At 40.0% G+C, this 26808-nt stretch carries 25 protein-coding genes and 1 rRNA gene; 2 read left to right on the forward strand and 24 right to left on the reverse strand.

All coding sequences use genetic code 11. The annotated features are described in order from the left end of the window. Positions 1 to 26: 26 nt before the first annotated feature. The 9 genes from F944_RS04615 to F944_RS04655 form a co-directional block, all read right to left on the reverse strand. A complete protein-coding gene (locus tag F944_RS04615) occupies positions 27 to 1055 on the reverse strand; it encodes a M48 family metallopeptidase (RefSeq protein ID WP_010588998.1) in 1029 nt (342 codons plus the stop codon). Between the two features lie 18 nt (positions 1056 to 1073). Further along, positions 1074 to 2165, reverse strand: coding sequence for a YjgN family protein (locus F944_RS04620; protein ID WP_004987445.1), 1092 nt, complete (start codon positions 2163 to 2165; stop codon positions 1074 to 1076). Between the two features lie 141 nt (positions 2166 to 2306). Then, positions 2307 to 3143, reverse strand: a complete 837-nt coding sequence (gene fghA / locus F944_RS04625) for an S-formylglutathione hydrolase (protein ID WP_004987446.1) — start codon at positions 3141 to 3143, stop codon at positions 2307 to 2309. Then, the gene (locus F944_RS04630; RefSeq protein WP_004987447.1) at positions 3112 to 4548 is read right to left on the reverse strand and encodes a C13 family peptidase; all 1437 of its coding nucleotides are present in this window, start codon (positions 4546 to 4548) and stop codon (positions 3112 to 3114) included. Before F944_RS04630 ends, fghA begins: the two co-directional genes overlap by 32 nt. Positions 4549 to 4667: 119 nt before the next feature. Then, positions 4668 to 5468, reverse strand: coding sequence for a class I SAM-dependent methyltransferase (locus F944_RS04635; protein WP_004987450.1), 801 nt, complete (start codon positions 5466 to 5468; stop codon positions 4668 to 4670). A 22-nt stretch (positions 5469 to 5490) separates the two neighbouring features. Beyond that, positions 5491 to 6315: an undecaprenyl-diphosphate phosphatase gene (locus tag F944_RS04640; RefSeq protein ID WP_010588997.1), complete on the reverse strand. Its 825-nt coding sequence runs from the start codon at positions 6313 to 6315 to the stop codon at positions 5491 to 5493. Further along, a complete protein-coding gene (gene tsaB, locus F944_RS04645) occupies positions 6315 to 6995 on the reverse strand; it encodes a tRNA (adenosine(37)-N6)-threonylcarbamoyltransferase complex dimerization subunit type 1 TsaB (RefSeq protein WP_004987455.1) in 681 nt (226 codons plus the stop codon). Before tsaB ends, F944_RS04640 begins: the two co-directional genes overlap by 1 nt. A gap of 125 nt (positions 6996 to 7120) precedes the next feature. After that, positions 7121 to 7648 carry a gamma carbonic anhydrase family protein gene (locus F944_RS04650; protein ID WP_169331939.1) on the reverse strand — a complete coding sequence of 176 codons (528 nt, stop codon included), beginning with the start codon at positions 7646 to 7648 and terminating at the stop codon, positions 7121 to 7123. A 35-nt stretch (positions 7649 to 7683) separates the two neighbouring features. Then, on the reverse strand, positions 7684 to 8289 hold the full coding sequence (locus F944_RS04655) for a CoA pyrophosphatase (RefSeq protein ID WP_004987457.1): 606 nt from the start codon (positions 8287 to 8289) through the stop codon (positions 7684 to 7686). Between the two features lie 121 nt (positions 8290 to 8410). Between F944_RS04655 and F944_RS04660 the strand changes: the two genes are divergently transcribed. Beyond that, positions 8411 to 8959, forward strand: a complete 549-nt coding sequence (locus F944_RS04660) for an NUDIX hydrolase (protein WP_010588995.1) — start codon at positions 8411 to 8413, stop codon at positions 8957 to 8959. A gap of 84 nt (positions 8960 to 9043) precedes the next feature. Here the strand turns inward: F944_RS04660 and filF are convergent, their stop codons facing one another. The 6 genes from filF to filA form a co-directional block, all read right to left on the reverse strand. Beyond that, positions 9044 to 10975: a putative pilus system protein FilF gene (gene filF / locus F944_RS04665; protein ID WP_004987459.1), complete on the reverse strand. Its 1932-nt coding sequence runs from the start codon at positions 10973 to 10975 to the stop codon at positions 9044 to 9046. Between the two features lie 19 nt (positions 10976 to 10994). Then, complete coding sequence (gene filE, locus F944_RS04670) at positions 10995 to 12248, reverse strand: putative pilus assembly protein FilE (RefSeq protein ID WP_169331938.1); 1254 nt, start codon at positions 12246 to 12248, stop codon at positions 10995 to 10997. A gap of 2 nt (positions 12249 to 12250) precedes the next feature. Next, positions 12251 to 13915, reverse strand: a complete 1665-nt coding sequence (filD, locus tag F944_RS04675; protein WP_004987461.1) for a putative pilus system OmpP1/FadL family transporter FilD — start codon at positions 13913 to 13915, stop codon at positions 12251 to 12253. A gap of 14 nt (positions 13916 to 13929) precedes the next feature. After that, a complete protein-coding gene (filC, locus tag F944_RS04680; protein ID WP_004987464.1) occupies positions 13930 to 15099 on the reverse strand; it encodes a putative pilus system protein FilC in 1170 nt (389 codons plus the stop codon). 29 nt (positions 15100 to 15128) lie between these two features. Beyond that, complete coding sequence (gene filB / locus F944_RS04685; protein ID WP_004987466.1) at positions 15129 to 15962, reverse strand: putative pilus system C39 family peptidase FilB; 834 nt, start codon at positions 15960 to 15962, stop codon at positions 15129 to 15131. A gap of 196 nt (positions 15963 to 16158) precedes the next feature. Next, the gene (gene filA / locus F944_RS04690; RefSeq protein ID WP_004987467.1) at positions 16159 to 17073 is read right to left on the reverse strand and encodes a putative pilus system protein FilA; all 915 of its coding nucleotides are present in this window, start codon (positions 17071 to 17073) and stop codon (positions 16159 to 16161) included. 262 nt (positions 17074 to 17335) lie between these two features. Between filA and F944_RS04695 the strand changes: the two genes are divergently transcribed. Beyond that, a complete protein-coding gene (locus tag F944_RS04695; protein WP_004987469.1) occupies positions 17336 to 18667 on the forward strand; it encodes an anthranilate synthase component I family protein in 1332 nt (443 codons plus the stop codon). A 19-nt stretch (positions 18668 to 18686) separates the two neighbouring features. Here F944_RS04695 and hisC read toward each other — a convergent pair whose 3' ends face one another. The 9 genes from hisC to rrf all read right to left on the reverse strand — a co-directional run bounded on the left by hisC (position 18687) and on the right by rrf (position 26758). Continuing rightward, positions 18687 to 19769, reverse strand: coding sequence for a histidinol-phosphate transaminase (gene hisC, locus F944_RS04700; protein ID WP_004987474.1), 1083 nt, complete (start codon positions 19767 to 19769; stop codon positions 18687 to 18689). Positions 19770 to 19941: 172 nt separating this feature from the next. Continuing rightward, positions 19942 to 21234, reverse strand: a complete 1293-nt coding sequence (gene hisD / locus F944_RS04705) for a histidinol dehydrogenase (protein ID WP_004987476.1) — start codon at positions 21232 to 21234, stop codon at positions 19942 to 19944. Positions 21235 to 21368: 134 nt separating this feature from the next. Further along, entirely contained in the window at positions 21369 to 22031 is a 663-nt protein-coding gene (locus tag F944_RS04710; protein WP_004987479.1) for a DUF4272 domain-containing protein, read from the reverse strand. 118 nt (positions 22032 to 22149) lie between these two features. Continuing rightward, positions 22150 to 22839 carry an ATP phosphoribosyltransferase gene (hisG, locus tag F944_RS04715; protein ID WP_004987483.1) on the reverse strand — a complete coding sequence of 230 codons (690 nt, stop codon included), beginning with the start codon at positions 22837 to 22839 and terminating at the stop codon, positions 22150 to 22152. Further along, complete coding sequence (murA, locus tag F944_RS04720; RefSeq protein ID WP_004987486.1) at positions 22839 to 24095, reverse strand: UDP-N-acetylglucosamine 1-carboxyvinyltransferase; 1257 nt, start codon at positions 24093 to 24095, stop codon at positions 22839 to 22841. Before murA ends, hisG begins: the two co-directional genes overlap by 1 nt. Positions 24096 to 24101: 6 nt before the next feature. Further along, positions 24102 to 24353: a BolA family iron metabolism protein IbaG gene (gene ibaG, locus F944_RS04725; RefSeq protein ID WP_004987487.1), complete on the reverse strand. Its 252-nt coding sequence runs from the start codon at positions 24351 to 24353 to the stop codon at positions 24102 to 24104. A 132-nt stretch (positions 24354 to 24485) separates the two neighbouring features. Beyond that, a complete protein-coding gene (gene hpf, locus F944_RS04730) occupies positions 24486 to 24824 on the reverse strand; it encodes a ribosome hibernation-promoting factor, HPF/YfiA family (protein WP_004987488.1) in 339 nt (112 codons plus the stop codon). A gap of 169 nt (positions 24825 to 24993) precedes the next feature. Further along, positions 24994 to 26442, reverse strand: coding sequence for an RNA polymerase factor sigma-54 (locus F944_RS04735; protein ID WP_004987489.1), 1449 nt, complete (start codon positions 26440 to 26442; stop codon positions 24994 to 24996). Positions 26443 to 26643: 201 nt separating this feature from the next. Beyond that, positions 26644 to 26758: ribosomal RNA gene (gene rrf, locus F944_RS04740) — 5S ribosomal RNA — on the reverse strand. Between the last annotated feature and the right edge of the window lie 50 nt (positions 26759 to 26808).

Raw genomic sequence — 26808 nt, forward strand, 5'->3', positions numbered from 1 at the left:
ATTGCTCAGACCACTTAAATGAACACTTATGATTGAGACTGATGTCTCATTTCAAAGGCTTTAACAGCTTTAATTCTCTCAGGCGTTGCTGGATGGGTTGAAAGAAATTTAAATGGTGAATTCTGATCCTGACTTTCATCTTCATCACCCAGTCTTTGTAGAAAGTTGGCAAAATGAATAACCTGAATTTGATGACGATGCATAGTTTGCAAAGCGTATTGATCTGCTTCAGCCTCAAAATTTCTTGAATAATTTGCTCCTGCCAAAGCCAACGGCATGGTGGTGAACAGATCGGAACTGTCCCCAGTAATCGCAACATATAACACGCTTAGTCCCAAACTAGATAAAGCCTGTTGCAAACTATGGCGTTTGATTAAATGTCCTTGCTCATGCGCCAAAACACCTATAATTTCCTGATCATTCTTTGCCAGTTGCACTAGCTCATCGGTCAAGATAATGGTGTGATTGGGTAATGCCAAGGCATTCGCTCCAATTTGACCGCCTCCACGAAAAACCAGTTGAGCAGGTTGTCCTTCTGCGACGTAGGCCAAATATTCTTTTTGAATCTGTTGTTGACGTGACTTTGGCAACTGACTCGGCGTTGTCCAATCGAGTACATATCGTTCAGCCTCATTGCCAAGCTGAGTTAAACTCTGTTCTGGTAACTGATACGCGACAATATGTGCAGCTTGTGGAATCCCCCATTTTACAATCCCAAATGCAAAGGCCACCATAAAAAGCACACTACACAAAATCAGCGTAGGTGAACGTTCAAGTTTCCAAATGGAATGATGCAGTGTTTTATTTCCCAGTTCAAACCAATCTGGTAATTCGTCACTAAACTCTATGCGCGCATCATCAGGCAGCTCAATCACGGGTCTTAGTTCACCCAAAGCACCAATCAAGATCATGTCCTGATACTGATATTGGCGAATGGATTCACCATCCTCCTCATAACGAACTTGTACGCTGTTATGGTCGAATGGAGAAATCTGAGCTTGGCGTGGTTTGGATACCACACCATCATAAAAAATAACAGAAGTAGATAAAGACATCATAAGCACTTATCGATGTTATAAAGAAATATCGATATCAAAAATATCGCTAATTTCTTCTGCAACGGCACTAATATCATGTTGTGCCAAATTCATCATTTCATCAGGGTCGTCATTTAAGGTTAAAGTAAGTGACTCAATCTGATATTTATAAATTCGCACCGCAGCCCACGCCGACATTAATCCCAAAGTCAGTGCTTTGGCAATCCAGTTAGTTGCAACAATCCAAGTATAACGCCACTGATTACAGTCAGTTGCAAACACACTTTGACCGATGGACACATTATTCCATGTCGTAATAAATATTCTGGCAACCACCAATGGTCCAATAAACAATAAACCAAAGATATATACAGCAATTGCCATATAAATTCCCGCCGAATTACCTGAACGTATTAATCCGAAAGCCAGCCCACCTGCAACTGCTAAAATCACCAAAAAGATTAATACTGGAAAATAAACGGCTTTCATATATTCAGCCCATTTGGCATGTAATTGAAAGTTGAGCTGTCCAGCATACAAGTGATTGATACAATAACGTTTATATAAATAAATCAAATATGGAGTAAAAATACCCAGTGTAAAAATATAAATTAAAATAGATTTTAAAAACAGCACATACGCATCTTTAGAACTTCCTGCAAAGTAAAATCGGCTATTGGCATATTTACTATTTCTAGCTGTAAAGCGCAAAGTAGCACGAATTAACCACGGTACCGCCAGATATAAAATCGCTATACCAATCAACGTAGCCGTCATTGAATATTGGGAAATGACTGAAATAGCCACATAAATTCCAATCGCAATCAAACGTCCAAATAAGATTTTTGTAGGGATACCCGTAAAATCAAACTTACGATGAAAAAATTCGGTATTGCCATAAAAATAGCGAAGACGGCGTACTTTTGCCCAAGGTGCATAAATACTTAAAGTAATAATGGTTAATACAATATTTACGATCCAAATACCAAAATATTCCATCGCCTGACCATGAAACTGAAAGCGATACTGTTTACCTGAATATTCTAATCCTGTTTTTTCAGGAGGTACTGGTGCAGAAGGATAATCTAATTCATCTTGATTTAAAGGAAATGATTCTGAGTTTTGCATTGTTTGCCTAATATTTTATTTTTGATCGTTTGAACAAATTTTACAGAGTAAAATGAATAAAGCCCCGATATGTTACTCATATTACAGGGCAATTTCTAGTCAGACGAGGCTATTAAATGAAAATAGTTCTTATTTGTAAATTTAACTTTTCAATTGAACCGCATGAAACTGCAAATGGTCATCCATGAAGCTCTGAATAAAATAATAGCCGTGATCATATCCAGCATGCTGTCTTAAACTCAGTTTTTGTCCCACCTTATGACAGGCTTGCTCGAATAAATCGGGATTTAACTGACTATAAAATTGATCATCTAAACCCTGATCAATCAAGATTTCAGCAAATAATGCCCCTTTTTGTTCAATTAAAGCGGTTGCATCATGTTGTTTCCAGACACCACGATCATCGCCCAAATAATTTGAAAAAGCTTTCTCACCCCACGGGCATTGACTTGGCGCACAAATCGGTGCAAAAGCAGAAACTGATTTAAACTTTTCAGGATATTTGAGTGCAAGTGTTAAGGCACCATGCCCGCCCATACTGTGGCCAAAAATTCCGATTTGATCTTGAATCACAGGAAATTCCGCTTGCACTAAAGGATAAAGTTCCTCAAGCAAGTAACGTTCCATTTGATAATGTTCTGCCCACGGCGCTTGAGTCGCATTAATATAAAACCCTGCACCCAACCCCAAATCCCAATGATCCCCTTGAGCCACATCTTCACCACGTGGCGACGTATCTGGCGTGATTAAAATCAGATCAAGTTGAGCAGCCAATCGTTGTGCATGCGCCTTAATCGCAAAGGTTTCCTCAGTACAAGTCAGACCTGCAAGATAAAACAATGCCGAACATTGTTCGCCTTTCAATGCCGCTGGTGGCAAAAATACCCCAAATTTACTTGTACCTTTTAATGCGTTGGATGGGCATTGATAAATACGTTGTTCACCATCAAAGCAGCGATTTTTTTGCAACATTTGCATGTTTTTTATCCTCGTGTTTGGCAGCAGTCGTAGTTTGAGGGAGATTTTGTTGAGGGAATAAATGTTGTTCAAGTTGTGGCAACATCAATTCCATATTTTTACCCATGACCCATTGTGGTTCTGAAGGTTCAAAGCCTTGTGCAGACTCCCACTTGGCAACAGTATCCTGAGCTTGCTTAAATGCATCTTTCATCGTATGTTGATCACGCATCGCCTGATCAAACAGGGCACGACCAAAATAAGTATAATCCGCTTCATTGGTACAGCCGAACGACTGACGATCTGCCGCAGAAGCTGTGATAATCAGCGTATCAGGTGACTGAAGTGCAGGAATAAAACTTCCAGAAAAGCACGACGAAATCACAATCACTCGCCAGCGAATCCCTGATTTATCAAGAGTTTCACGTAACCATTTTGGATCGACCTGATGCAAGTCCAACGGCGCATTTTCCATTTCAAATTCGTTGGGCGCACCATGCGAAGTCATGTATAAAAACAAAACGTCGCTTTCTTTATTCATTTGCTGGCCCATACGACGTAATGCTGCCCCAATACTTGTTTGAGAGGCTATAGGCACCTCTGTGCGGGTATCTGGGTTATTGATTAACATCATCGAACGGCCAAACGTGCCAAAACGTGTATCAAACTGCTCCTTGATCCGCATAATTTCCGACTTGAATACATCTTGATAGCTAGCACCCGCAACACCGAGAAAATACCAGTGGCTTTGCGCAAACTCACCATATTGGATCTGTTCAAGCGACTGATTGAGTAAGCGACTCTGGGCATAAAAAGCATCTTCAGTAAACGTCGGCGCAACATCTTCAACTTTCCAGATCGGCTGACTACGTACCGAACCTTGCCAAACCACCAGTGTGACTAGCGTGGCAATCATAATCAAAGCACGTTCCCACCACGGCCATTTTAGCTCACGTGCAAATACCCAAACCACAGCCAAACTTTGCCAGACAAATAACACCATAAAGAGTGTCGGTAAATAGTCATAAGTAATGTAAGGGAGGTAATCGAGCTGTCCCAGAAACTGAATAAAACTTTGCAGTAAGGCGATATTGGTATCCAGCACTAACCATAAAATGGCAGGCACCAACATCAAGCGGGCGTTATTGGTTCGCTGTGAAAGAAAAATCCCGACAATAAGAGCAAGAAACGGCCAAAGCGCATAACTCACTAAACCTTGAGAATTAAACTGACCATCCTGCCCAGCGACCAACCAGCTAAATAATGTATTAGCCGCGCCGCCAAGCACTCCCCAGACCAACAATTGAAAAATCGAGGGATGGACAATTTGTAAACAACGGCGTGACCCTAAAAATAACCACATCCCAGCAATTTGGTTGCTTTTGAAATCATGCCAAAAATTGATGGAGGGCTTCAGGTCAATCATAGAAAATTATTCAGGAGTGATAATGCATAATCAGTTTATGCTTGCGTGGAATTATATCAATAATGCTTTTATCTATATAACAAATATTTGGATATTATTGAAGCAATGATCACAATTCATCACAGAGCAAGCTGAAAATACGCATCAAAACGGCAAGCATCCCCCAACCATTGATGATCGGGCGTTTGTTGATTAAGAAAAATAGCATGTCGCGGACGTTTTACAATGACCCGTTTCGCCACTTGTTTCGCCAAAGGCAGTAACGCATCGCCTAAATCCATTTCACCTTGCTCTGGTAAAAGTAAATGCAAAAGTTGCATTTGTTTTTTAACCTGTGCCTGTTTTTTAATGGCCTGTTGATGTTGATCACGCTGTGGAAACATAGGGTCAAGATAGATCACATCTACCTGTTGATGCTGCTGAATACATGACTGCAAGTAATCCGCAGAATCTATGAAAACCAAATGTATCCGATCAACAATCTGTTTTAAAAATGGATCATTCTGTGCTTGAAAATGGCTATCTTCAAGCAACGTAAATAAAATCGGATGTCGTTCGAGCAATGTCACCTTTGCACCCAAATGCGCCATCAGTAAACTATCGTGACCTAAACCTGCTGTCGCATCGATCAATTGTGGCGCTTCGCTAAGTTGACAGGCACGTGCAATCATTTCTGACTTAATACTGGCGCGTTTTAAACGAGAAACTTCCGCTTTCCAGTCTGGTTGCATTCGCATGCCATTGGCACATAACCACAAACCTTGTTCATCTACACAAAGTGCCAAATCAGGATGCTGTCTAAAAAAACGCGCATTGAGCTGTTCCACTTCACACACATCAATCTCTACCCCTCGCTGAGACAAGACTTGCTGATAGTGATGCGCAGCATTTAAATAAGAGGCAGTAGAAAATAATTGCATGATGATTAACTAAAACTCCTGATTACCACAATTTCCAGCCCGTAAAAGCAAAAAGTAAAATAATGAGCCCAGAAAAAATTCGATACCATGCAAAAATCATAAAGTCACGTTTTGCCACATAAGCCACCAAAGCACGAATCAATAATAGCGCGGAAATAAATGAAACCAGCAGTCCTACAGCTAAAACGATCCAGTCCTGTTGTCCTTGAAATACATCATGACTTTGATATAAATCAAGCAACCCTGCACCAATAATCACAGGAATTCCAAGAAAAAAAGAGAATTCGGTGGCGGCTTTACGCGATACACCTAAAAACATCGCACCAATAATCGTCGCACCAGAACGTGAAGTCCCCGGAATCAAAGACAATACTTGAATTAAACCAATCCAGATGGCTTGCTTAAAGGTGATATTTTCAACTTCAACCGCATTGACTTTGGGTGGATTTTTTTCGATCCACATAATGATCAAACCGCCCACGATCAATCCCACGGCAACGGCAATATCATTAAATAATAAATCTTTTACGGTTTGCCCAAAAGTGAGACCCACCAAGATAATCGGTATAGAAGCGATGATCAGACTAATCGCCAAATGACGCCCTTTGGCTTCACCTGTCACCATACCAATAGCTGCACCCCAAAGGCGTGACCAATACTCATAAATCACCGCGGCAATTGCGCCCATCTGGATCGCAACCACAAAAACTGCACTTTTCTCAGGTGTCCAAAAATTTAATAATTCAGAGGCTAAAATTAGGTGTCCAGTGCTTGAAATTGGAAGAAATTCTGTAATTCCTTCCACAATTCCCATAATCGCCGCTTTTAAAAGCAGTAAAAAATCCATCATTTTTTCTCGTTCGGCTTACCTTGTTCTGCAATTTTTTTCCAAGCATTGTCCCTTAAATAGACGGGTAATGCCTGCTCAGCACTAACCCAGTGCTTTTGTTTGGCATAATATCGGGCGAGTATTGCAATATCTCGGGCAGACGGGCTGATCATACTGTGTTGTTCTGAAATTGGAGAGGAAATAAGTTTAGCTCCCGACCCCACACAGCTAAACTGGGCAAAAGACGTTGCCATGTCGTAACTTAACAGTTGTTCTTCGCCTTGCAGTTGCATGATGCCATCTGTATCACAGCTAAAATTTGCCAGATACACTTCCTGCATCCGCGCATCCAAAACCGCCGTCACCTGACTGAGTTGTAATTCACGATAAGCCGCTTGTGCCAAAGCTTGCAGAGTAGAAACTGGAATCACAGGCAAATCATTGGCCCAAGCCAGAGCTTGCGTTACTGCCGCATTAATACGGACACCACTAAAGGAACCTGGCCCACGACTAAATGCAATCGCAGTTAGATCGCTATAACTGAGTTGTGTCTGTTGCAATGCCTGCTCAATCATCGGCAAGATGGTACGTGTTTGCGCCTTCGCTTGCGTATCCAGTTGAAAAAAAAGCTCATTTGATTCATCAATCAAACAAACTGAACAATGATCATTTGCCGTTTCCAATGCCAGCACGTTCATGCAACTTCACGCCATTATCTTTTAAAAAACGTGGGCTATCATACTCTACAACACTAATTTAGGCGAGAATTTGAGTTTTGCTGATACAAAAAACTGTGCTCTAGCAATACAACGAAAAGCACGCACTAAAATGAAAACGGCTTGAGTTGCATAAATCTTTTATAGTGTTCTGCATAATGTAAAGCGCTCAGACGTAATTTTGCAGCACCAGTTTCGTCCAGTGTTTTAACAATTTTACCTGGAGAACCCATGACCACTGAGTTATCTGGAATCACCTTACCTTCTGGAATTAATGCATTCGCACCAATAATACAATTTTTACCAATGACCGCATGATTTAACACCACAGCATTGATCCCAATCAGACTATTTTCACCAATCGTGCAACCATGCAACATGGCTTGATGTCCAACCGTGACATAATCTCCAATATGAAGCTCAATCCCTGCATCGGTATGTAATACAGCATTTTCCTGAATATTGGTAAAATGTCCTAGACGGATTGGACTATTATCTGCACGAATCACGGCGCCAAACCAGACACTGACCTGTTGCCCTAATTCCACCTGACCAATCACTGTGGCATTGTCTGCAATCCATCCGTCCCACGGTTCAATCAATGCTTTTGGTGAATGTCCTTCAAAGCTGTACATCATAATGGCAGCATCCTGTTTAGTTGGTGGTGGAATTAAAATTTGCGGGGCTGAAAATGTGGCGAATTTAGAAGAAAAGGCCAGTCTTTCTGATAATTCAACCCGTAATGAAACAATGAAATTAACATTCTTGCAGTTAATCCCCAAATGACCTCATTTTCTACTTGTAGACTTGGAAAATATAGTGATTGATGTGCATATTTCACTTCATATGGCGTTGCAGGCGCACTGAGGAGTTGATTTAAAGATGCAAAAAAAATGCGATCAATTTCGGTCGGTTGAGCAATCAAATCAACGTTAGGAGGAATGAGTCCTACAATGGGTTTAACTAGCATCCCATTACGCGCACGTTGCATCGGTAAATCACCAATCAACTCAACATCGAAAGGATTGAGAGCCGTTTCTTCTTGAGCTTCTCTTAATGCGACTACGATATTACTGGTATCACCAGCATCACGTTTCCCACCTGGAAATGAAACTTCACCCGCATGATTGGATAATTGGGTGGAACGGCGCGTCAACAAAACTTTAGGATGGTGTTCATTGGTAATCGCAATTAACACTGCAGCCTGTGCAGGCGAAGTACGTTTTGAGAACCGTAAGCGTTGCTGCAAAAGATGCGTGAGTTCCTGCTCTACCATGCTTCTCTCTCTGTTTTCTTATCTTTTCATCATAGCTGAAAAATGCGTGGCTTCGTATAGAAATGATGCGAAAGTCCAAAATTTCAGTTATGCTGAGGCATCCTTATCGTTGATGATCATTATGAGTTTTTGCACCGTTTGTGGACATGAAACTGAAGATAAAATTCCGTTAGGCGACCATCAGCTTCGTCGTGTATGTACACATTGTGGGAATATTCATTATGAAAACCCAAAACTGATTTGTGGCGCTTTGGCTATTTGGGAAAATAAAGTCTTGTTATGTCGTCGTGCCATTGAACCTCGTTATGGGTTATGGACACTGCCAGCGGGATACATGGAGTTATTTGAAACCATGGAACAAGGTGCGGCACGTGAAACTCGCGAAGAAGCTGAGGCTGAGATCGACATTGAACATTTATATTGCATGTACAACATTCCCCGCATTGGCCAAATCTATGTTCTATTTAAAGCAAACTTGAAAGAAGGTTATTTTGGTGCTGGCGAAGAAAGTATTGAATGTCGCTTATTTGAAGAACATGAGATTCCGTGGGGGGAATTGGCTTTTCCAAGTGTAGAACGCACATTAAGACATTATTTTGAAGACCGAAAAATACAAAAATTTCCAGTTCATTTGGAAACATTAGGTACACGCTTAGATCATACAGGTTAACTTTAAAATATTTAAAAATCCTAGAGATAAGTCGATATAAACAGGGAAATCATGATGATTCCCCTGTTTTAATTTTAGAACTGATTACTTTTGTTTAATCGTATAACAGCTTGGCAAATCGATACTTAAAGTACCATTAACACGTTTGGCCAAGTCTTGCTGTACAGGAGTTGGTGCAGGCGAGATATCTTTAATATTGTTATAGACTTTTTGATAAGCCGCATGAATATTAATCCAGTTCGCTTCTGCATTACTAAAATTCGTAATATTCACGCCACGCGTCGTATTATGATCGGTTAATAGGTTGTGTAAGTTAATTTTTACGCCGCCTGAAGTCAATGTTTGAGAGGATTGTCCTGTATCACTTCCTGCTCGAACAGAGAGATTCTGGTTCAATCCTAAAATAATTCCTTCCAGTAATCCAAATTTTGCATTGGTTAAAATCATTCGAATAGTTAATGATTTATCGGTTTCAGCATAATTACCTGTACCCGTAGTCCCAATTCTAAACTGTTGAACGCCATTGCTGTCCACCATTGTCGCTGGATTTATGCTCGCACAAGTACCCGACATATCATTCGCTGTAGCATCAGGTCGGATATCCGAACGAATATCACCATTCTCATCAATCACAATTCCCAGTTTGACATCCTTAACACTGGTATCACTAAATTTAAAATTCAAAGTTGCATACATTGGGAAAACATAATATTCGCCCGACTTCACATTATTTGGTGTCGTTAAGATTTTCTTGTCGAGATAGGTAATTGGATTGGTTTTAGAGACATCAATGCTGCCATCAAACTGTTCTGGACTAAATTGCTGCGTCCATTTACCATAGCTGGCCGCATCACCCTCTTTAGAACCAGTTGCCTGCTTATAGACAGCCTCTGTTCCTGTGATGATGTAACCGTTAATTAAACGGCCTTGGGTAATTTTGAGTGGATCACCACTTTGATCCGCCATAGAAAATACAAAAGGACTATTTGCCAACTTTTTAGTTAATGGATTAATCCAGTTCGTTTGCGCCTCAGCATTCATTTTCTTTGGTGCGATTTTACTAATGAGTGTCAGACGTTTTAAGGAATCACTGATGATCGTCCCCTCACTGGTCTTATCATCAGGCTTGCCTTTCCATTGCAAACCATAACCAAATGTGTGTCCAGTACGATCAGACAATAAGTACATATTGGCAATAATTTCATTACCTAATAAGCTCTTACCATGGAAACCTTCAATATATTGCTGATCGACACCACTTTCGGCAGGGAGTGGCCATGGTAAAAAGTCAGATTGGAAGCTACCCGCATTTTGCATATTCAGCATTTTCACCACAATATCGAAAGCGGTCTGATCACTGACTTCTGAAACATCAACCCATGGTTTTAATAGTGCCGCATAACTACCATCTTTAAAATTGCTCACATCAATCGACTGGCTAATATTTTTCAGATTACTTTTATAATCTTCATCTAACTCCATCGGCTGAAGATCACCAATCGCATTCTTTTCGTTCACCGCTCCCGCAGCCTGAAAAATTTTAACTAAGCCCATCGCAACTTTAATGGTTTCATCATTTGGATCTAGACTGGCAGGGGCTTTACCAACCATCGCTATAGCTATATCAACTAAAGAAATAGGAGCATCTGATATTTTCAAAGAAGTGATCGTTTTTAAATCGACCGCACCTAATTTAATCTGCTTATCCGTTCCCTGTCCCTTGATCGAGAATGTTACAGTATCACCTAATTTACACGCACCAGAGACCGCATTAGAGCTATTTTGAGTAATAAAGTGATTCGTTGTATCGCTACTACAATCAAAGTTTAAACCTGCTACTGGATAATCAAAAACAAACTCAAGACAATCCGTAGAAGTGGTAGAACAACTGGTACTTGCAGTAACGCCTGTACTTCCTGGAGGATCAACATGAATATTGCCACCCTCTCCACCACAACCATTTAAAGCAGCCATGAGAGCTGTTAATGTAAAAGGAATCCATATTTGCTTTTTCATAATACAATCACTTTATTACCTAACGGATCGCCGTTAATTTTATTTGTCCTTGATTTGATAAAGATTTTTCCTGAACATCTAATGCTGAAGCCAATGGGGTCAACAATATATAAGATGTCTGATCTGGAAGTCTTATCGTTCCTTCAATTGCCGCATGTTGCAACATGGTGGCTGGAAATTCCTGATTTTTGTAGCCACTTACACCTTCAAGTATGCATCCTTTCTGATCCAGAAATACCACAAAAGGCCAGTAAAATGTTGGATTCTGTTCAGTCGTAGCATAAGAGGTCAGTTTCAGTTGTTTCAATGGCGCAGATAATTTAACCACATCATAATCAAAAGTGTCTTTGATAGGTTTTCTTGGCCATAGTCCTATTTGCTTTTCAACATTGAAGAGTTTGGCATCTTTCATCTTCTTACCTGTAAAGCATGCTGTCTCTAGACTTTCAACCACTTGCTCTTTCGGCATGCGATAATAGGTTGAAGATAAGGCCAATACTTCTTCTGCTTTTTCATTTTGATTCTTTTTCAACATCGACTGTAAAAAAGACTTACTTACCCCTTTTTCACGCTGTTCTGGCTGCATACGCACCGCACCAAGTCGGGCATCAACAATGCCTTCAGGCATCACGTAAAATCGTTTTTTACCTTCAAGATTAAACTCTTTCTCTTCTAAATATTCGCTATCAATATATTTTTCGCCATTCAACTCATCGATGTGTTGATCAGCTTCATTATGAGGTGGCTGATCAGTTGAGTTTAAATGAGTTTCGGTCTTTACTTTTTGAGTTTGTGGCGTTGTCGAGGATACTTTGGCTTGAGTCTGAGTATAAGCTGACTGTGCAGGCTGTGCTTGTTTTCCTTGCTTTTGCTTTGACTGAACTTGTGCAGGCACTATATTTTTTGTTTCAGAAGATTCTTTTTGCTGAACAATTGTTTCAGGCAAAGTTTTAGTCACACTTTTTGCTGTTATAGGAACAGCTTCTTTTTGTAAATGATCTGGTTGTATAACCTGTGGTTGAATGATTTTTATAGACTCTGAGCGAGTCGCTTGAACTGGTTTAGATTCAACCACCTTAGACGTATCATCTGGCTCGGCAACTACTTTCCGATAAGTTGCCTTTTTAGATTCCACGGGATCACGTGGAATCACCAAAGGACGACCATCCGGCCCAATAATTGTAAAAAAATCGGCAGTATATCCCATCGGTACTGTTCCTAATGAAAACAATACCCCTGAAACATACGCCATTGATTTTTTACTTTTAAACATACTTACCATCTTGTTCTGTAGTTAATCCCTAAAATCGTAACTTGTGTATTAGTACGAACGTTTAATCCTGCATAAGGGTTCAAGATTAAATTATCAATCCCACAAGCATTTGACAACGAACTTGAACATGCAGGAATGTTGTCACGACTGCGTAAGAAAGCTAAGGTCAAATCAATATCTGTATCCGCATCAAATCGGTAACCTAACCCCAAACCAAATAATTGTGCATTATTGATTGGAATCAATGTATTACGCTTATCATCTGGTGTTGCAGAAGCGCGAGGCTCATACCCAGCACGTAGCTTCAAACGATCCGTTGCCGAGTACTCCACACCAATCCCCCAACTCCATGGAGAGGTAAATTTTAAAGGTACAGATAAAGTACTATCCGTCACCCCACTCGAAAGTAATTTTGCAATTTTAAGCGCCGAAACTTGACGATCAAATTCAAATCTGAATTGATCCCACTGCTTATAATCTGTCCAGCCCACATCAAAATTAATTTGTAAGTCTGGAAAAACTTTATACTTGATCCCTGCCTGAAAATGCGCAGGATATTTTAAATCCATCGAAACCAAACCTGATTCGCTGGCTGGAATGTAAGATGGAAATCCTAAAATAGCAGCAAAAATTTGGCCCGTCGCAGATGAGTTCAAAGCTCGAATCAATTCACGCGGAGCATTGGCATTATCAATATAATATTTGCCTTTCATTCTTGTTTTACTTTCGCTTTGATACACCATACCAAAAGCAAAATCATCCGAAGGTTCCCACATTAAGCCCAAGTTATAACTTGGCGCTAATGATTGCTCCATGGTCGCTTTGAGTTGACCAAATTTACCAAATGGATTGAGACCTTCATTGGCATTACATAGACCTAATAGTAAAAGATCGGTAATAATGTCTGAATTATCACGAAATGGCGAACAGACCACATCATCCACCATACGCAACACACCAATCAATTCATTAGGGAAGCGTAAATCTGTTTTTAAGGAAATTGCCTGATAAGACATACCCAATGATGCACCTAGAGACAACTCATCATTGACTTGGAATGCAAATGATGGTGATAGATAGGTAATGCGCTCAAATGCAACCTGTTGCCCCATAAAATTGCCGGGATTGCCATTTTCAGAACCATAACCTACGATCAAGGGTGCATAAATTGCGGTTGCATATGTGACTTTTGAACCCGGTGGTTTATAGGCAATACCTGCTGTAGGTGCAGCAATAGGAACACCCTCACCTAAATCCACCATCTTTTTTAAGATAGGCACATAAATACTGGCATATTCAACATCAGCATTCACTGTACCTTTGAAGTCTGTACATAAACTGGATGGATTTTCAGGCGCGTCATTACACACTAATGGGTCATCTGAATAACCAAATACGTTATAACCTGCTGGGGCAGATAAATCGCGTTTTACGTTAAAGTTTGCAACAATGCCTTGTACATCAGTTTGTAAACCTTCAATTTTAGCCAACCCTGCTGGGTTAAAGTGAATCGCACTAATCCCGGGAGGATCAGCCGTCACCGCATTTCCCAAAGATAATGATCGAATATCAACTGATAAGTTTTGTCCAAGCTGAGCGAAAGCCACACTTGAAAAGCCCGTTAAGAAAATTGCAGCAGCTAACGGGCGTAGTCTTGGGTATAACATACCGACTACTCCCTTTAGTTACGAATTTTCTTGGCAAAACCAACAATATCCAATGGGAAAGATAGACCTAATGAAACATCAGGCGCATCTTCAGTTAGACCGATTCCCAACGTACCATTTACAATGGTATCTGGTGAAACACGTACACCGAGTGCAATCGAGAATGTTGCACTGGTTTGATCCGCGGGTTTATAAGTTTCACCAGTGTTATAGGTGAACTCACTTTGAGTATTAAAACTTTGCTGATAGGACATCGTCAAAGACACGTCATAGTTAAACGAATACGCGAAACCAAAAGCAAAGCCACCACTAATCCCAGGATCAAACTCATCGATAATTCGTGTACCACGAATCTGATTTAAACCTGTTTCTTTGAAACCATAGTTGGCAGAAACCGAGGCAAATAATACGACTGGATCAATATATTTACGAGTACTTGCGCCAATCCCTGCTGAGTAATAACCCTTACCTGTTGATAAATCCTTGGTTGGATTGACTTCATATGGACTATCACCTGTTTTAGTCGAAATATTACCAAATAAAATCAGAGGTAAACGACCTGCTTTTAAAGGAAACGGTTCCCAACGTGCACCAAATGAAATATCACCCAATCCTGCGGTGGTCGTATCTTTTAAATTATCTGATTTCGCAACAAATGGAAGCGAGGTCGATAATGTCAAATTATCGCGTAGACCGTATTGCAAGGTAAAGGTATTGGTCAGGGTATGGGTTGCATCTTCATCCACTCTTAGCTGTGCAACGCTACCATCCTGAATGGCAAGGTTTAACTGACTATCTCGATAGTAGGTATAATCGATATCATAATATGTCGAGATCTCGCCTCTTTTGATCAAAGAGTACTGACGCTCATTTGAAGTAAATACTTCTTGCAGGTTACTTTCCTGTGTTGCATCGCCTTCTTGTTTCTGTAATGCCTCAGCTGCACCGTTTGACTGAACAGTTTGAGCTGTATGAGATGGAGCAACTGGAGCAGGTTCAATCGCAGGTGCATCCTCAGGTTGTACAGCTGTTGCATTTGGATCAGGTTCTGTAAATGCAGTTGCTGGCTTAGATGCTGTTGGCACATCCTGTGCCTTTACATCTGCCGCATATACACCACCCATCATAAAAATTTGAATACTGACTGCAAGTAGAGTTTTATTCATCCATTGAGCTCTCATCATCTATTTCCTACCACTTATTTTTTTTCTGACTATTTACGCTTGTAATACAAGCGCATAAAAGTATTAATGTTCTGACCATAAGTATCTGATTCTTTATTTAAATCAGGCCCTCTGCGTACAGTTGATGCTCTATCTGCAATCTTTTCCATATAAAAAGTCGGATATTGAATATCAACAAGTGCATATTTATTAACAGTTGCATCTTCCACATGACGCATATCAGCATCTTGTAGTGCCAACATATTTTGTCTTTGAGCTTCAGGAACATTAATTAAAAATAAAGTGTTATTTTCCCAAATCTCTTTGAATCTTTCCTGATCAAAGCTGATGTTTCCCAAAGCGGGGTCAGCTACATAAACGCGTCCATTTTTATAAGCTTTGTAAACGACAAAATGTTTAAATCCCGCATAAGAGATTGGAACAATTGCAGGTTGTCCTTGTTTAATCAGATCAGAGAACTCCCCCCGATATCCCCCACTCTCTAGACCTAACGCAGTCACAAAACGCTTCATATCCAATAGTGAAAAGCTTCGACGTTCTACAATACGGTTATATTCACCAAAGCGTAAAAGCCCGTTCATGGTTTGCTGCTCGGTTAAACGAGTACCCACATAACCATTTAACAAAGTCGTTAATGCGGCCGAACCACAACTATAGTCATAGGCTTGACGGACGATGCCTCGGAATTGATCTTCAACCGCAGGTTTAATATTGACCTGTTCGCGGTGAAAACGAGTGAATGAAGGTTCACGTGAATCGAGAACTTCTGTGTAGTTGACAGTACCCGGCGGCTTTTCCTTAATATCAAAGGCTTGAGTCGCAAAGTAATAAATCAGTGCCGACCCCAATGTAATCTCTAACATAATCTGACTTTTCTACTTTTGGCATCTGATGCCCTTACGTTGCTATTATTTTTAGAGTAAGTACTCTACGTTCCTTGTCTGTTGAAGATACCTTTTTTTTTATTTTTTTGACAGAATGCGTCTTTTTTTGTAACTGATGTAAATAAAAAAACGCGCATCAATGCGCGTTTTTCTTTATGGATAAATCTAAATGAGATTAGTGACCAGAAATTGTAATTTGTGAACCCGCTGTAGTACCAGCAGCACCATAGAAAGTTTTTACACCACTAATTTCAACATCGCCAATTGAACCAACTGATGAGCTACCTAGATGGATACCTTTAATATAAATATCATTACCAGCAGCGTCATTTGAAGTAATTTGCAGACCAGTCGTTAATACTTTCACAGATGCATCAACATTTAAGTCACCTGTTGTGCTACCAGTAGAAGCAACCTTAATGCTATCCAGTACGATGTCGCCACCAGCACCTGCTGATCCGTCATGAATTGATAGGTTAGCCAGCTCTAGACCACCAACCATAGTTGTTTTAAGATTAATCATAGCACCTTGTGGAGCTGTACCTAATTGGATATTGGCATCCATTTTACCAGTTTTCAAAGTCAAACCATTCAAGATTTTATTATAACCTGTAGTTTCAACACCACGAGCTACTGAACCTGCTGTATAGGTTTTACTTTTCGCAATACCAATTTCACCAATTTTGATATTCAAACCAGAAACTTGCGCCGCAATATTCAAGAATGCACCATTAGCACCACCGCCATCGGTATCAATAACTAAATCAGCAAGGTTATGCGATGTTAAAAGAGATGCAGTATTTGGTGTAATTTCAATACCATGTGTAATTGTACCGTTTGTACCATCACCATTTGCCTTAATTACGATAGCACCACCAGTACTTGTACCACCTTTAGTTGTATCAGAATAACCATCGTTATCATGGATCGCTAATTGATCAATGGTTACTTTAGAAATACCGATACCAATATTCAGACCATCTTGACCTGTGGTCGAGCTAAGCGCAGCATCATCCATTGACTGCATTGCCATTGCATTTGCACTGATCGCAATTGAAGACACCAAAGCAAGTTTAGTAAACATTTTCATTCCGTACTCTCCCAAGAGCATTTATTTTTTTTGGTTTTCACTACTCTATGTTTCTACGGTTTTTTGAATTTCCCCAGTAGAAACGTCCTATCCATGAGTAGCTGAATTTGCCTCTCTAAATTACAACTCTGTTAATTTTTGTTCAACTGCTGTTAATCAAATTTGATGAACTACCCGATAAACGGTTCGGTAGCTTATGTCTGTTGGCGTTCTGTAGTAAAATCACGGTTTCATCTTTATTCATATTTTTAGGCTTGTCTCAGTGAAGTTTTTTTGTAAGTTAAATCAAAATATTAGATCTACTTCTGAAATATTATTCAAACTTCACTCTACACATGGACTGGTTTTTCTAGAGGATCAAAATCATCCAGTGATAGCATTTAACCCTCGACATTATGTAGTTTATAACAATAAACAATTTAAATATTTTAAAATTAATTCAATTTATCAATATGAAATGATGGATGAATTCACTATTGACAATTTTATTCAATTCCATTCTGCAAATAATCCTCAAACAGCAGCAACTTTTTCAGGTGGCTATATTGGCTTCATCTCTTATGATTATGCAGCCCATCAATTTACTCCTGTCAAAGAACGTTTACAGCCTTCTTTTTATATCGGGCAGTACGATAGCTTTTTAAAGTTTCACGATGATCATTGGTATTTTTATAGTGATGCGGATGATGCTGAACAACAATGGCAACAACTTGAAATCTTACTCAATCAAAAGACTCAAATTGAGACTTTATCTTTACAACAAACACTACGCCCACGTTGGTCACCCGCAACTTATCGTCAAGCATTTCAACGGATTCAAGATTATATTTTAGCAGGTGATTGCTATCAAATTAATTTAACTCAAGAATTTATCGCCAAAGCGCAAGGTTCACTGTTAAGCCGTGCTGAACACCTTTGGAGCCTTACCGATGCACCTTACGCAGGGTATTTAAAACTGGATGATTTTGAATTGCTCAGTTGTTCTCCAGAGTTATTTATTGAATTTAATCAACAGCAACTTATTACACGTCCAATTAAAGGTACGATGCCGCGTTTTGATGATCCTGAACTGGATGCTGCATCGAAACAAAAATTAAAAGCTTCCGAAAAAGATCAAGCTGAAAACGTCATGATTGTGGATTTGCTTCGTAATGATTTAAGTGTTTATGCAGAAACAGGTTCGGTCAAAACCAATAAACTGTTTGAAATTGAAAGTTTTAATCAGGTTCATCACATGGTCAGTGAAATTGAAGCGACATTAAAGCCAGACGTCAATCCGTTTGAAGTATTGATGTCCGCGTTACCGGGTGGCTCTATCACTGGAGCACCTAAAATCCGTGCGATGCAAATTATCGAAGAACTCGAAGGGGCACCACGTGGAGCGTATTGTGGTTCACTCGGTTATTTTAATTTTGATGGTTCTGGTCGTTGGAATATCCTGATTCGCAGCATTCAAAAGTTTCAGGATGAGCTTTCGGTTTGGGCGGGGGGTGGAATTACCATTGCGTCTGATTGCGATGCAGAATATCAGGAATGTTTTGATAAAGTGTCCGCCATGCTCGACTTACTCAATACATGGCAGATCAAAGATTAAGTTTTGACGATAAATAAACTTAAAGTAGTGTCTTTAAAGTCTCTACAAGACGTTGGTTTTGTTGATCTGTACCAATAGTAATTCGTAAGTATTGATCAATCCTTGGTTTATTAAAGTAACGTACAAGCACGCCTTGCTCACGTAATTGTATTGCTAACTCAGCAGCATCGCGCGCGGGATGTGTCACAAAAATAAAATTGGCTTTAGATGGCAACACCTTAAAACCAATTTCTTTTAATTCCTCAACCAACTTATCTCGACTTTGAATCACCTTTTGGCATTGTGCTTCAAAATAAGCCTGATCTTCAAATGATGCAACCGCCGCTGCAATCGCAAATCGATCCATCGGATATGAATTAAAACTATTTTTTACTGCTTCAAGTGCAGCAATCAAATGTGCTTGAGCAATGGCAAAGCCGACACGCAAACCTGCCAATGAACGTGATTTTGAAGTCGTTTGACACACCACTAAATTGTCATATTGATTGACTAACCCGACCGCAGTTTCAGCACCGAAATCAATATAGGCCTCATCAATCACCACCACACGATCAGGATTGGCTTGTAAAATCTGCTCAATCTGTTGCAGTGACAAAGCAATACTCGTCGGTGCATTCGGATTGGTAATAATAATGCCGCCATTGGCTTGACGATAATCATCCAACACGATTTCAAAATCATCATTCAGTGGAATTTGTTGAGTTTTCACACCAAAAAACTGACTATAGACAGGATAAAAACTATAGGTAATATCTGGATAAAGAATCGGTTGATCCTGAATAAAAAAGGCTTTGAAAATATGAGCTAAGACTTCATCCGAACCATTACCCACAAAAACTTGTTCAACGCTCACATTTTGCTGAGTGGCAATTGCTTGTTTCAATTGAGTCGCATCGGGATCTGGGTATAAACGCAAAGCATCTGCTTGGTGTGCCAATACGGCTTGCACCGCTTCCACTACTTTTGGAGAAGGTGGATACGGATTCTCATTGGTATTAAGCTTGAGTAAATTCTGGATTTTAGGCTGTTCACCCGGTGTATAGGGTTCTAATTCACGAACTTCTGGACTCCAGAAACGCATTTGTTCTGTTGTAAACGTCATTTTATATTCTCTTGTTGCCCTCTCCTAACCTCTCAAAGAGAGAGGAGTCTTCAAACCTTTCGCATCGCTCCTGACAAGTTCCCTCTCTTTTTAGGAGATGAGGAGCGATATAGTTTCGAAAAGGAGAGGTTTATATTGATGATAGCGCTAGACCACGACACCTATTTCTATTTTAAACGTCATAACGATAACGAGCAGAACGTGCATGGGCATCCAGATTTTCTTGTTGCGCCAACAAATCCGCTGTTCTGGCAAGCGTTTTAACACCCGCTTCTGAACACATAATCAGGCTTGAACGTTTTTGGAAATCATAGACACCAAGCGGTGAAGAAAACCGCGCTGTACCTGAGGTCGGCAAAACGTGATTTGGCCCTGCACAATAATCCCCAATCGCTTCTGGTGTATAGCGTCCCATAAAAATGGCACCTGCATGACGGATGTCTTGGCTCATGGCTTCGGCATCATCCAGACAAAGCTCTAAATGCTCTGGTGCAACTTGATTGATGAGTTGAATTGCTTCAGCTCGATCTTTCACCAAGACCAAAGCACCTCGATTAGCAATCGATGTGCGCGCAATATCGGCTTTAGGCAATGCAGCTAAATGTTCCTCAATCGCGTGCGCCACATCCTCTAGTAGGTCTGCATCAGGCGTAATAAAAATCGCTTGCGCAACAGTATCATGTTCAGCTTGTGACAAAACATCCATCGCTAGCCATTTGGCGTTGTTTTGGCCTTCTGCATAGACCAAAATTTCAGATGGTCCCGCAATCATATCAATACCGACCTGACCAAAAACTGCACGTTTGGCAGCCGCTACAAAGCGATTCCCCGGCCCAGTAATTTTATCCACCGCAGGAATGGTTTGGGTTCCATAAGCCAATGCTGCTACTGCTTGAGCGCCACCAATGGTAAAAATACGATTTACACCAGCCAAATAGGCAGCAGCTAATACCAATGGATTCAGCTCACCCTGCGGTGCTGGAACTACCATGATAATTTCAGGAACGCCTGCAACGTGTGCAGGAATCGCGTTCATTAATACAGAAGATGGATAAGAAGCTAAGCCACCGGGCACATAAATCCCGACCCGATCTAAAGGCGTAACTTTCTGACCTAAGGTATTTCCTAATGAATCGACATAAGTCCAGCCTTCTTGTTTTTGCGCCTGATGAAAACTACGAATACGTTCAGCAGCCAATTCGAGTGCTTCACGAATTTCAGGTTGTAGCGCATCAAACGCCGCTTTGAGCTGTTCTTGGCTCAGTTCCAGATCTGAAAATTGATGCGCTGGATGTCGATCAAACTGTTGAGTGAGCTTAAGAACATGATCATCACCATACTGACGAACATCAGCTATGATTTGATCTACAGTTTTTAAAAGTTCAGGATCATTAACAGTCTCAAACGCCAACAAATCTGCAAAGATTTGTTTGAAGTTTTGATCTTGAGTCGATAAACGTCGCATCAATTTACCTACAAGGTTTTGAGTGAAAAGAAAAACTTAGTTTACCTTGTTTCGGATGGTTTGTGGGTAATCAATCATCAATGATCTGACTTTGTTTTATCGAAAATAAAATTAAACTATATTTAATTTTCTAATCAGGTATTCACGTCAGGTTCATCCCAGTCTGCATCATATTGAATAAGCCAATTGAGTGCGGCATGACGTTCAAGAACAACCGAAGCATTTAGATTTGCAGGTGTCGGACGTTGTTTTAATCTCGCCTCAACACATGCCCAGTCATAACGATAGATAAGATCGGCCTCATCCAAAATTTGTTCGATTTCCCTAAGTTGAGTTTTTTGCATAAATGTATCAAATGAATCACAAGATGAAACAGCTTGGATTGCAAAATCACAATCAACCACTTGGTCTGGATAATTTAATTCATCTACAATTCCCAAAGCCCAAAGCAAAACCCAATAAGATTCATATTTCCACACCATATTGATCACATCTTGAGGCGCCGCTTGATCATTGAGTATGGCACTTTCTTTAGCCGTGAGTTGATCAGCCACTTCATATTGATTGAATAATCCAATAAAAAAATCTTTGGTTGGTTGATCATACTTATTGTTGTTAATATCACAGGCAATCTGAACGGTGAGTAAACAAGTAATTGCACGTTTCGCGATTTCCTCAGCAGAGCGAATACAAGCCTCATCAAACGATTCAATGACGGGTAAATGTTCAATATAAGGAATACCTTGTTGTCTTAATTTAGATATTGATTCTTGCTTACGTTGTTTTACACTTTTCATTATAAAATCCCATAATAAAATTATGGTTTTATTCTCTACGCTTGCTTCATAAAGATCAAGCCATAAAAAACCGCCAAAAATTGACGGTTCAGAAATACAAGACATTTAAGGAGTAAAATTAAGATTGGCGATCACTGACTGCTTGTTCGACTTGCGACAAGATCGGGTCCAGTAAAGTCTGTTTACGCTTAAAGCTGGCTTTATTGACAATCAAGCGTGAAGAGACTTTCATAATCTCGTCCAATGGCTCTAAACCATTGGCACGTAAAGTATTTCCAGTATCGACCACATCGACAATATAATCACCCAAACCCACTAAAGGCGCGAGTTCCATCGAACCGTAGAGCTTAATCACATCCACTTGCTCACCTAAGCTTGCATAGTATTGACGCGTTAAATTGACATATTTGGTGGCGATTTTTAAGCGACCTTGTGGACGTTGCATGCCGACTTTACCAGCGGTCATCAATTTACAATTCGCTATTTTGAGATCAAGCAATTCATAAACGTGCTGTGCACCGTGTTCCATCAACACATCTTTACCCGCGACACCAATATCGGCAGCACCGTTTTCAACATAAGTTGGCACATCAGAAGCACGTAAAATTAAAATACGCACTTGCTTGTGTGTCGTTGGAAAAATTAATTTACGTGACTTTTCTGGGTCTTCAAGCAAATTTATGCCCGCTGCTTCCAGTAAAGGCAGAGTTTCTTTTAAAATTCGACCTTTACTGAGTGCCAATGTTAAACCATGATCAAAATTTCCCATGACGTTAAAGTTAGGATCATCGTTTCTCATATCATTCATTAACTGACTCGCTTAATGTTCGCGCCTAAACTTTGCAATTTCTGTTCAATATTTTCATAACCGCGATCAATATGATAAATACGGTCAATCAGCGTATCGCCCTCTGCAACCAATGCTGCCAAGACCAAAGAGAAAGATGCACGTAAATCCGTTGCCATCACAGGAGCGGCTTGTAAGGTTTCAACACCAGTTACCACTGCATCGTTCCCTTCAACTTGAATGTTGGCTCCCATACGCGCAAGCTCAGGTACATGCATAAAACGATTTTCAAAAATCGTTTCTGAGATCGTAGCAAAACCACGACCAATCACATTGACCGCCATCAACTGCGCCTGCATATCGGTTGGAAATTCTGGATGAGGAAGTGTTCTAAAACTCACCGCTTTAGGACGTTTGCCTTGCATATCCAGCTCGATCCAATCATCACCACGGGTCACTTCTGCACCCATTTCTTCAAATTTCTCAAGAACTGACTCAAGCAAACTTGGATCGGTATGTGTGGTTTTCACGCGTCCGCCAGTAATCGCAGCAGCCGCAAGATAAGAACCTGTTTCTATACGATCTGCAACGACTGCATATTCGCAGCCATGCAAACTTTCCACACCTGTAATGATGAGTGTATCAGTATCAATACCATCAATTTTAGCGCCCATTTTCACGAGCATATTAGCCAAGTCGGTAATCTCAGGTTCTCGTGCAGCATTGCGTAGTGTGGTCACACCCTCGGCTAAAACTGCTGCCATCAGAATATTTTCAGTCCCGCCGACTGTAACCATATCAAAGGTAATATCTGCGCCTTTTAAACGCCCATCGACCGTGGCATGCACATAGCCATTTTCAACTTCGATGTGCGCACCTAGAGCTTCTAAAGCTTTCAAATGCTGATCGACAGGGCGCGAGCCAATTGCACAGCCACCTGGCAAAGATACTTGTGCATTGCCATAACGTGCCAATAAAGGACCCAACACCAGAATAGAAGCACGCATGGTTTTCACCAATTCATATGGTGCAAACTGATTAGATAAAGTCGAAGTATCTGCCTTAACCGTATCACCTTGATATTCCATGGTAATACCTAAACCAGCAATTAACTTCACCAATGTATTGACATCTTTTAGATTTGGAACATTGGTCAAGGTAATAGGAGAATCTGCTAAAATCATAGCAGCCAGTAGGGGCAAAGCTGCATTTTTTGCACCTGAAATGCGCACTTCCCCTTCGAGCTTAGTACCACCCGAAATTAAAAATTTATCCATTAATTATTATGCTCCGAAAAGGCTTGCTTTGCGCCATTCGGCTTTGGTCATTGCCCGAATTGTCACCGCATGGACGGCACCACTTGCAATATAAGAATTCAAAGGCGCATAAACAGCTTGCTGACGCGCAACACTGCGCTTACCTTCAAATTGATCATCTACAATACGCAGGTCAAATTTTCCCGCCTGACCAGTGACAGCCACTTCCGCATCTGGAAAAGCTTCTTGTAAAATTTGAGTGAGCTGCTCACTATTCATTGCTAGACCTCATATACAAGCTTAGGCGTAAAACGCATTATTTTACTATAAATCATCGATATAATTCAGCACATGATCATATTTTATAAATAAAAAAAGAGGCTAATTGTTAGCCTCTTCAGAAAATAAAAATTAAATATCAACAACGAGTTGCTGATGATTACACTGTATTTTGCGATGTTTTTGTAATTGTCGTTTTAATTTTTCACTCAGTTTTTTAATCGACATATACATATCATCGGCTGAAGCCTGAGCAAAAAGTTCTACGCCAGGCAAACGTACAATCGCCTCCGCGATGTGATTCGCACTTCCTTTATGCGTTCTTTTATCGATTTGATGGTCTTTGGAAAGCTTCACTTGCATACTATTCACCTGATCCAGATGTTTAGTCAGTTGATCAAACTTACTTTTAATGTTTTGCTCAATTGCAGGCGTTATGACTAAATGATGTCCACGAATTGTTATTTGCATAATTCTATCCCTCACCTTCTTTCAGGATATAAAGTCATAGCCAAGCCGATCTAATGACAAAACAGAATTCTGCATCACAATCATTAAACCATTTCAGCTACTCCTTTGGTGAAAAAAAAGATTCATTATTTTGCAACAATGAATCTCTAGAATAGTCATACTTTAAAAATCAGATCAAGACTTTTCGTTCAGATGACGAAGGAATATGTAACGATTCTCGATATTTCGCCACGGTACGACGAGCCACATCGATACCCTCTTCTTTTAATAATTCCGCAATCGCATTATCAGACAAAGGCTTACGGGGATTTTCTACTGAAATCATTTTTTTAATACGGGCACGAATTGCAGTTGAAGAACATTCACCGCCTGAGGTCGTACCCACATGACTTGAAAAAAAGTATTTCAATTCAAATAAACCACGTGGGGTCAGCATATATTTATTGGTGGTCACTCGTGAAACTGTAGATTCGTGCAACTCCACTTCTTCTGCCACATCACGCAATACAAGCGGTTTCATCCCTTCCGCACCAATCTCAAAGAAAGCTCGCTGATGTTCTACAATACAGGTCGCAACTTTTAATAATGTTTTATGACGTTCATCAATACTCTTAATAAAATTTTTAGCTTCCAGCATTTGATTACGTAAATAGAGATTTTCATCACTCTGATCGGCTCGACGAATCATATTTGAATAAAAAGAATTAATTCTTAGCTTAGGTAAAACATCAGGATTTAATTGCACCTGCCAGCTATTATCTTTTTTATTTACAACCACATCTGGAATTTGATAATCAGACTCCTGACTTTCAAAGTCTGCACCCGGATAAGGTTTTAATGTTTTTAATAAACCAATTGCTTCTTTTAATTGACTCATATTCAAGCCTGTGGATTTCAAAAGCTTATTTAAGTCATTGGCAATTAATAACTCGTAACACTGTAACAAACTCAGTGCTTCACGACGAAATGGTGTTTGAATATCCATCATTTCTAATTGAATTTTTAAACATTCAGCCAAATTCATTGAAGCAACACCAACTGGATCAAGACGCTGGATATGCTTAAGCACCACCAGAATTTCATCGTGCTCTATTTCTTCATCATAGTCTGCTTCTATCAGCAAATGCTGTGCTGCTAATAAAATTTCTTCAATTTCAGCATCAAGAAAACCTTTATCATCCAGACAATCAATAATGCAATAAGCAATTAATTTATCAACTGTAGAAAAATGCAATAAATTAACTTGCTCTAAAATATGTTCTTTTAAAGTATGATGAGCTTGGCGATTATCTTCCCGCTCTTCAAATTCTGGCGATGCTAAAGCAGTGGATTGATGCGTATAGACATCATCCCAATCGGTATCGACAGGAAGGTCATTAGGTAAATGATCAGCATTCAAATCTTGTGTTAAATCATTAGTATCACTGCTTTCTAAATGAGTTAGACTTTCTGTGCTACTTTCATCTTCTATTTTTTCAAGCAACGGATTACTATCCAGTTGAATCTGAATTTCTTGTTCAAGCTCAAGACTCGAGAGTTGCAATAAACGGATTGCTTGTTGTAATTGAGGGGTAAGCGACAAACTATTCGCAACTTTCAATCCAACAGATAGCTTCATAAACCGATACCCTAATCACGCCCGCCAAGCAAAAAATATGCCTACATGCTATTTATAGCATAAGTTTTAACGATATCCTATTCAAACTATATCATTCAATAGCGTTTAATCAACCTGATGAGTCAATTTTTAATTTATATAAATTTTTCCCAAAAAAAAGCACCCTCATCTGTATAAAGATGAGGGTGCCTTAGATTTAAAAGCTGGCGATGACTTACTCTCACATGGCTAACGCCACACTACCATCAGCGCGAAGAGGTTTCACTTCTGAGTTCGGGAAGGGATCAGGTGGTTCACTCTTGCTATTGTCGCCAGCAAACTGTTGTGGTGCTTTGGGGTCTTATTCACATTACTTAATAATGTATG

Origin of the sequence: Acinetobacter ursingii DSM 16037 = CIP 107286 (assembly GCF_000368825.1) — a bacterium.
Taxonomy (GTDB): domain Bacteria; phylum Pseudomonadota; class Gammaproteobacteria; order Pseudomonadales; family Moraxellaceae; genus Acinetobacter; species Acinetobacter ursingii.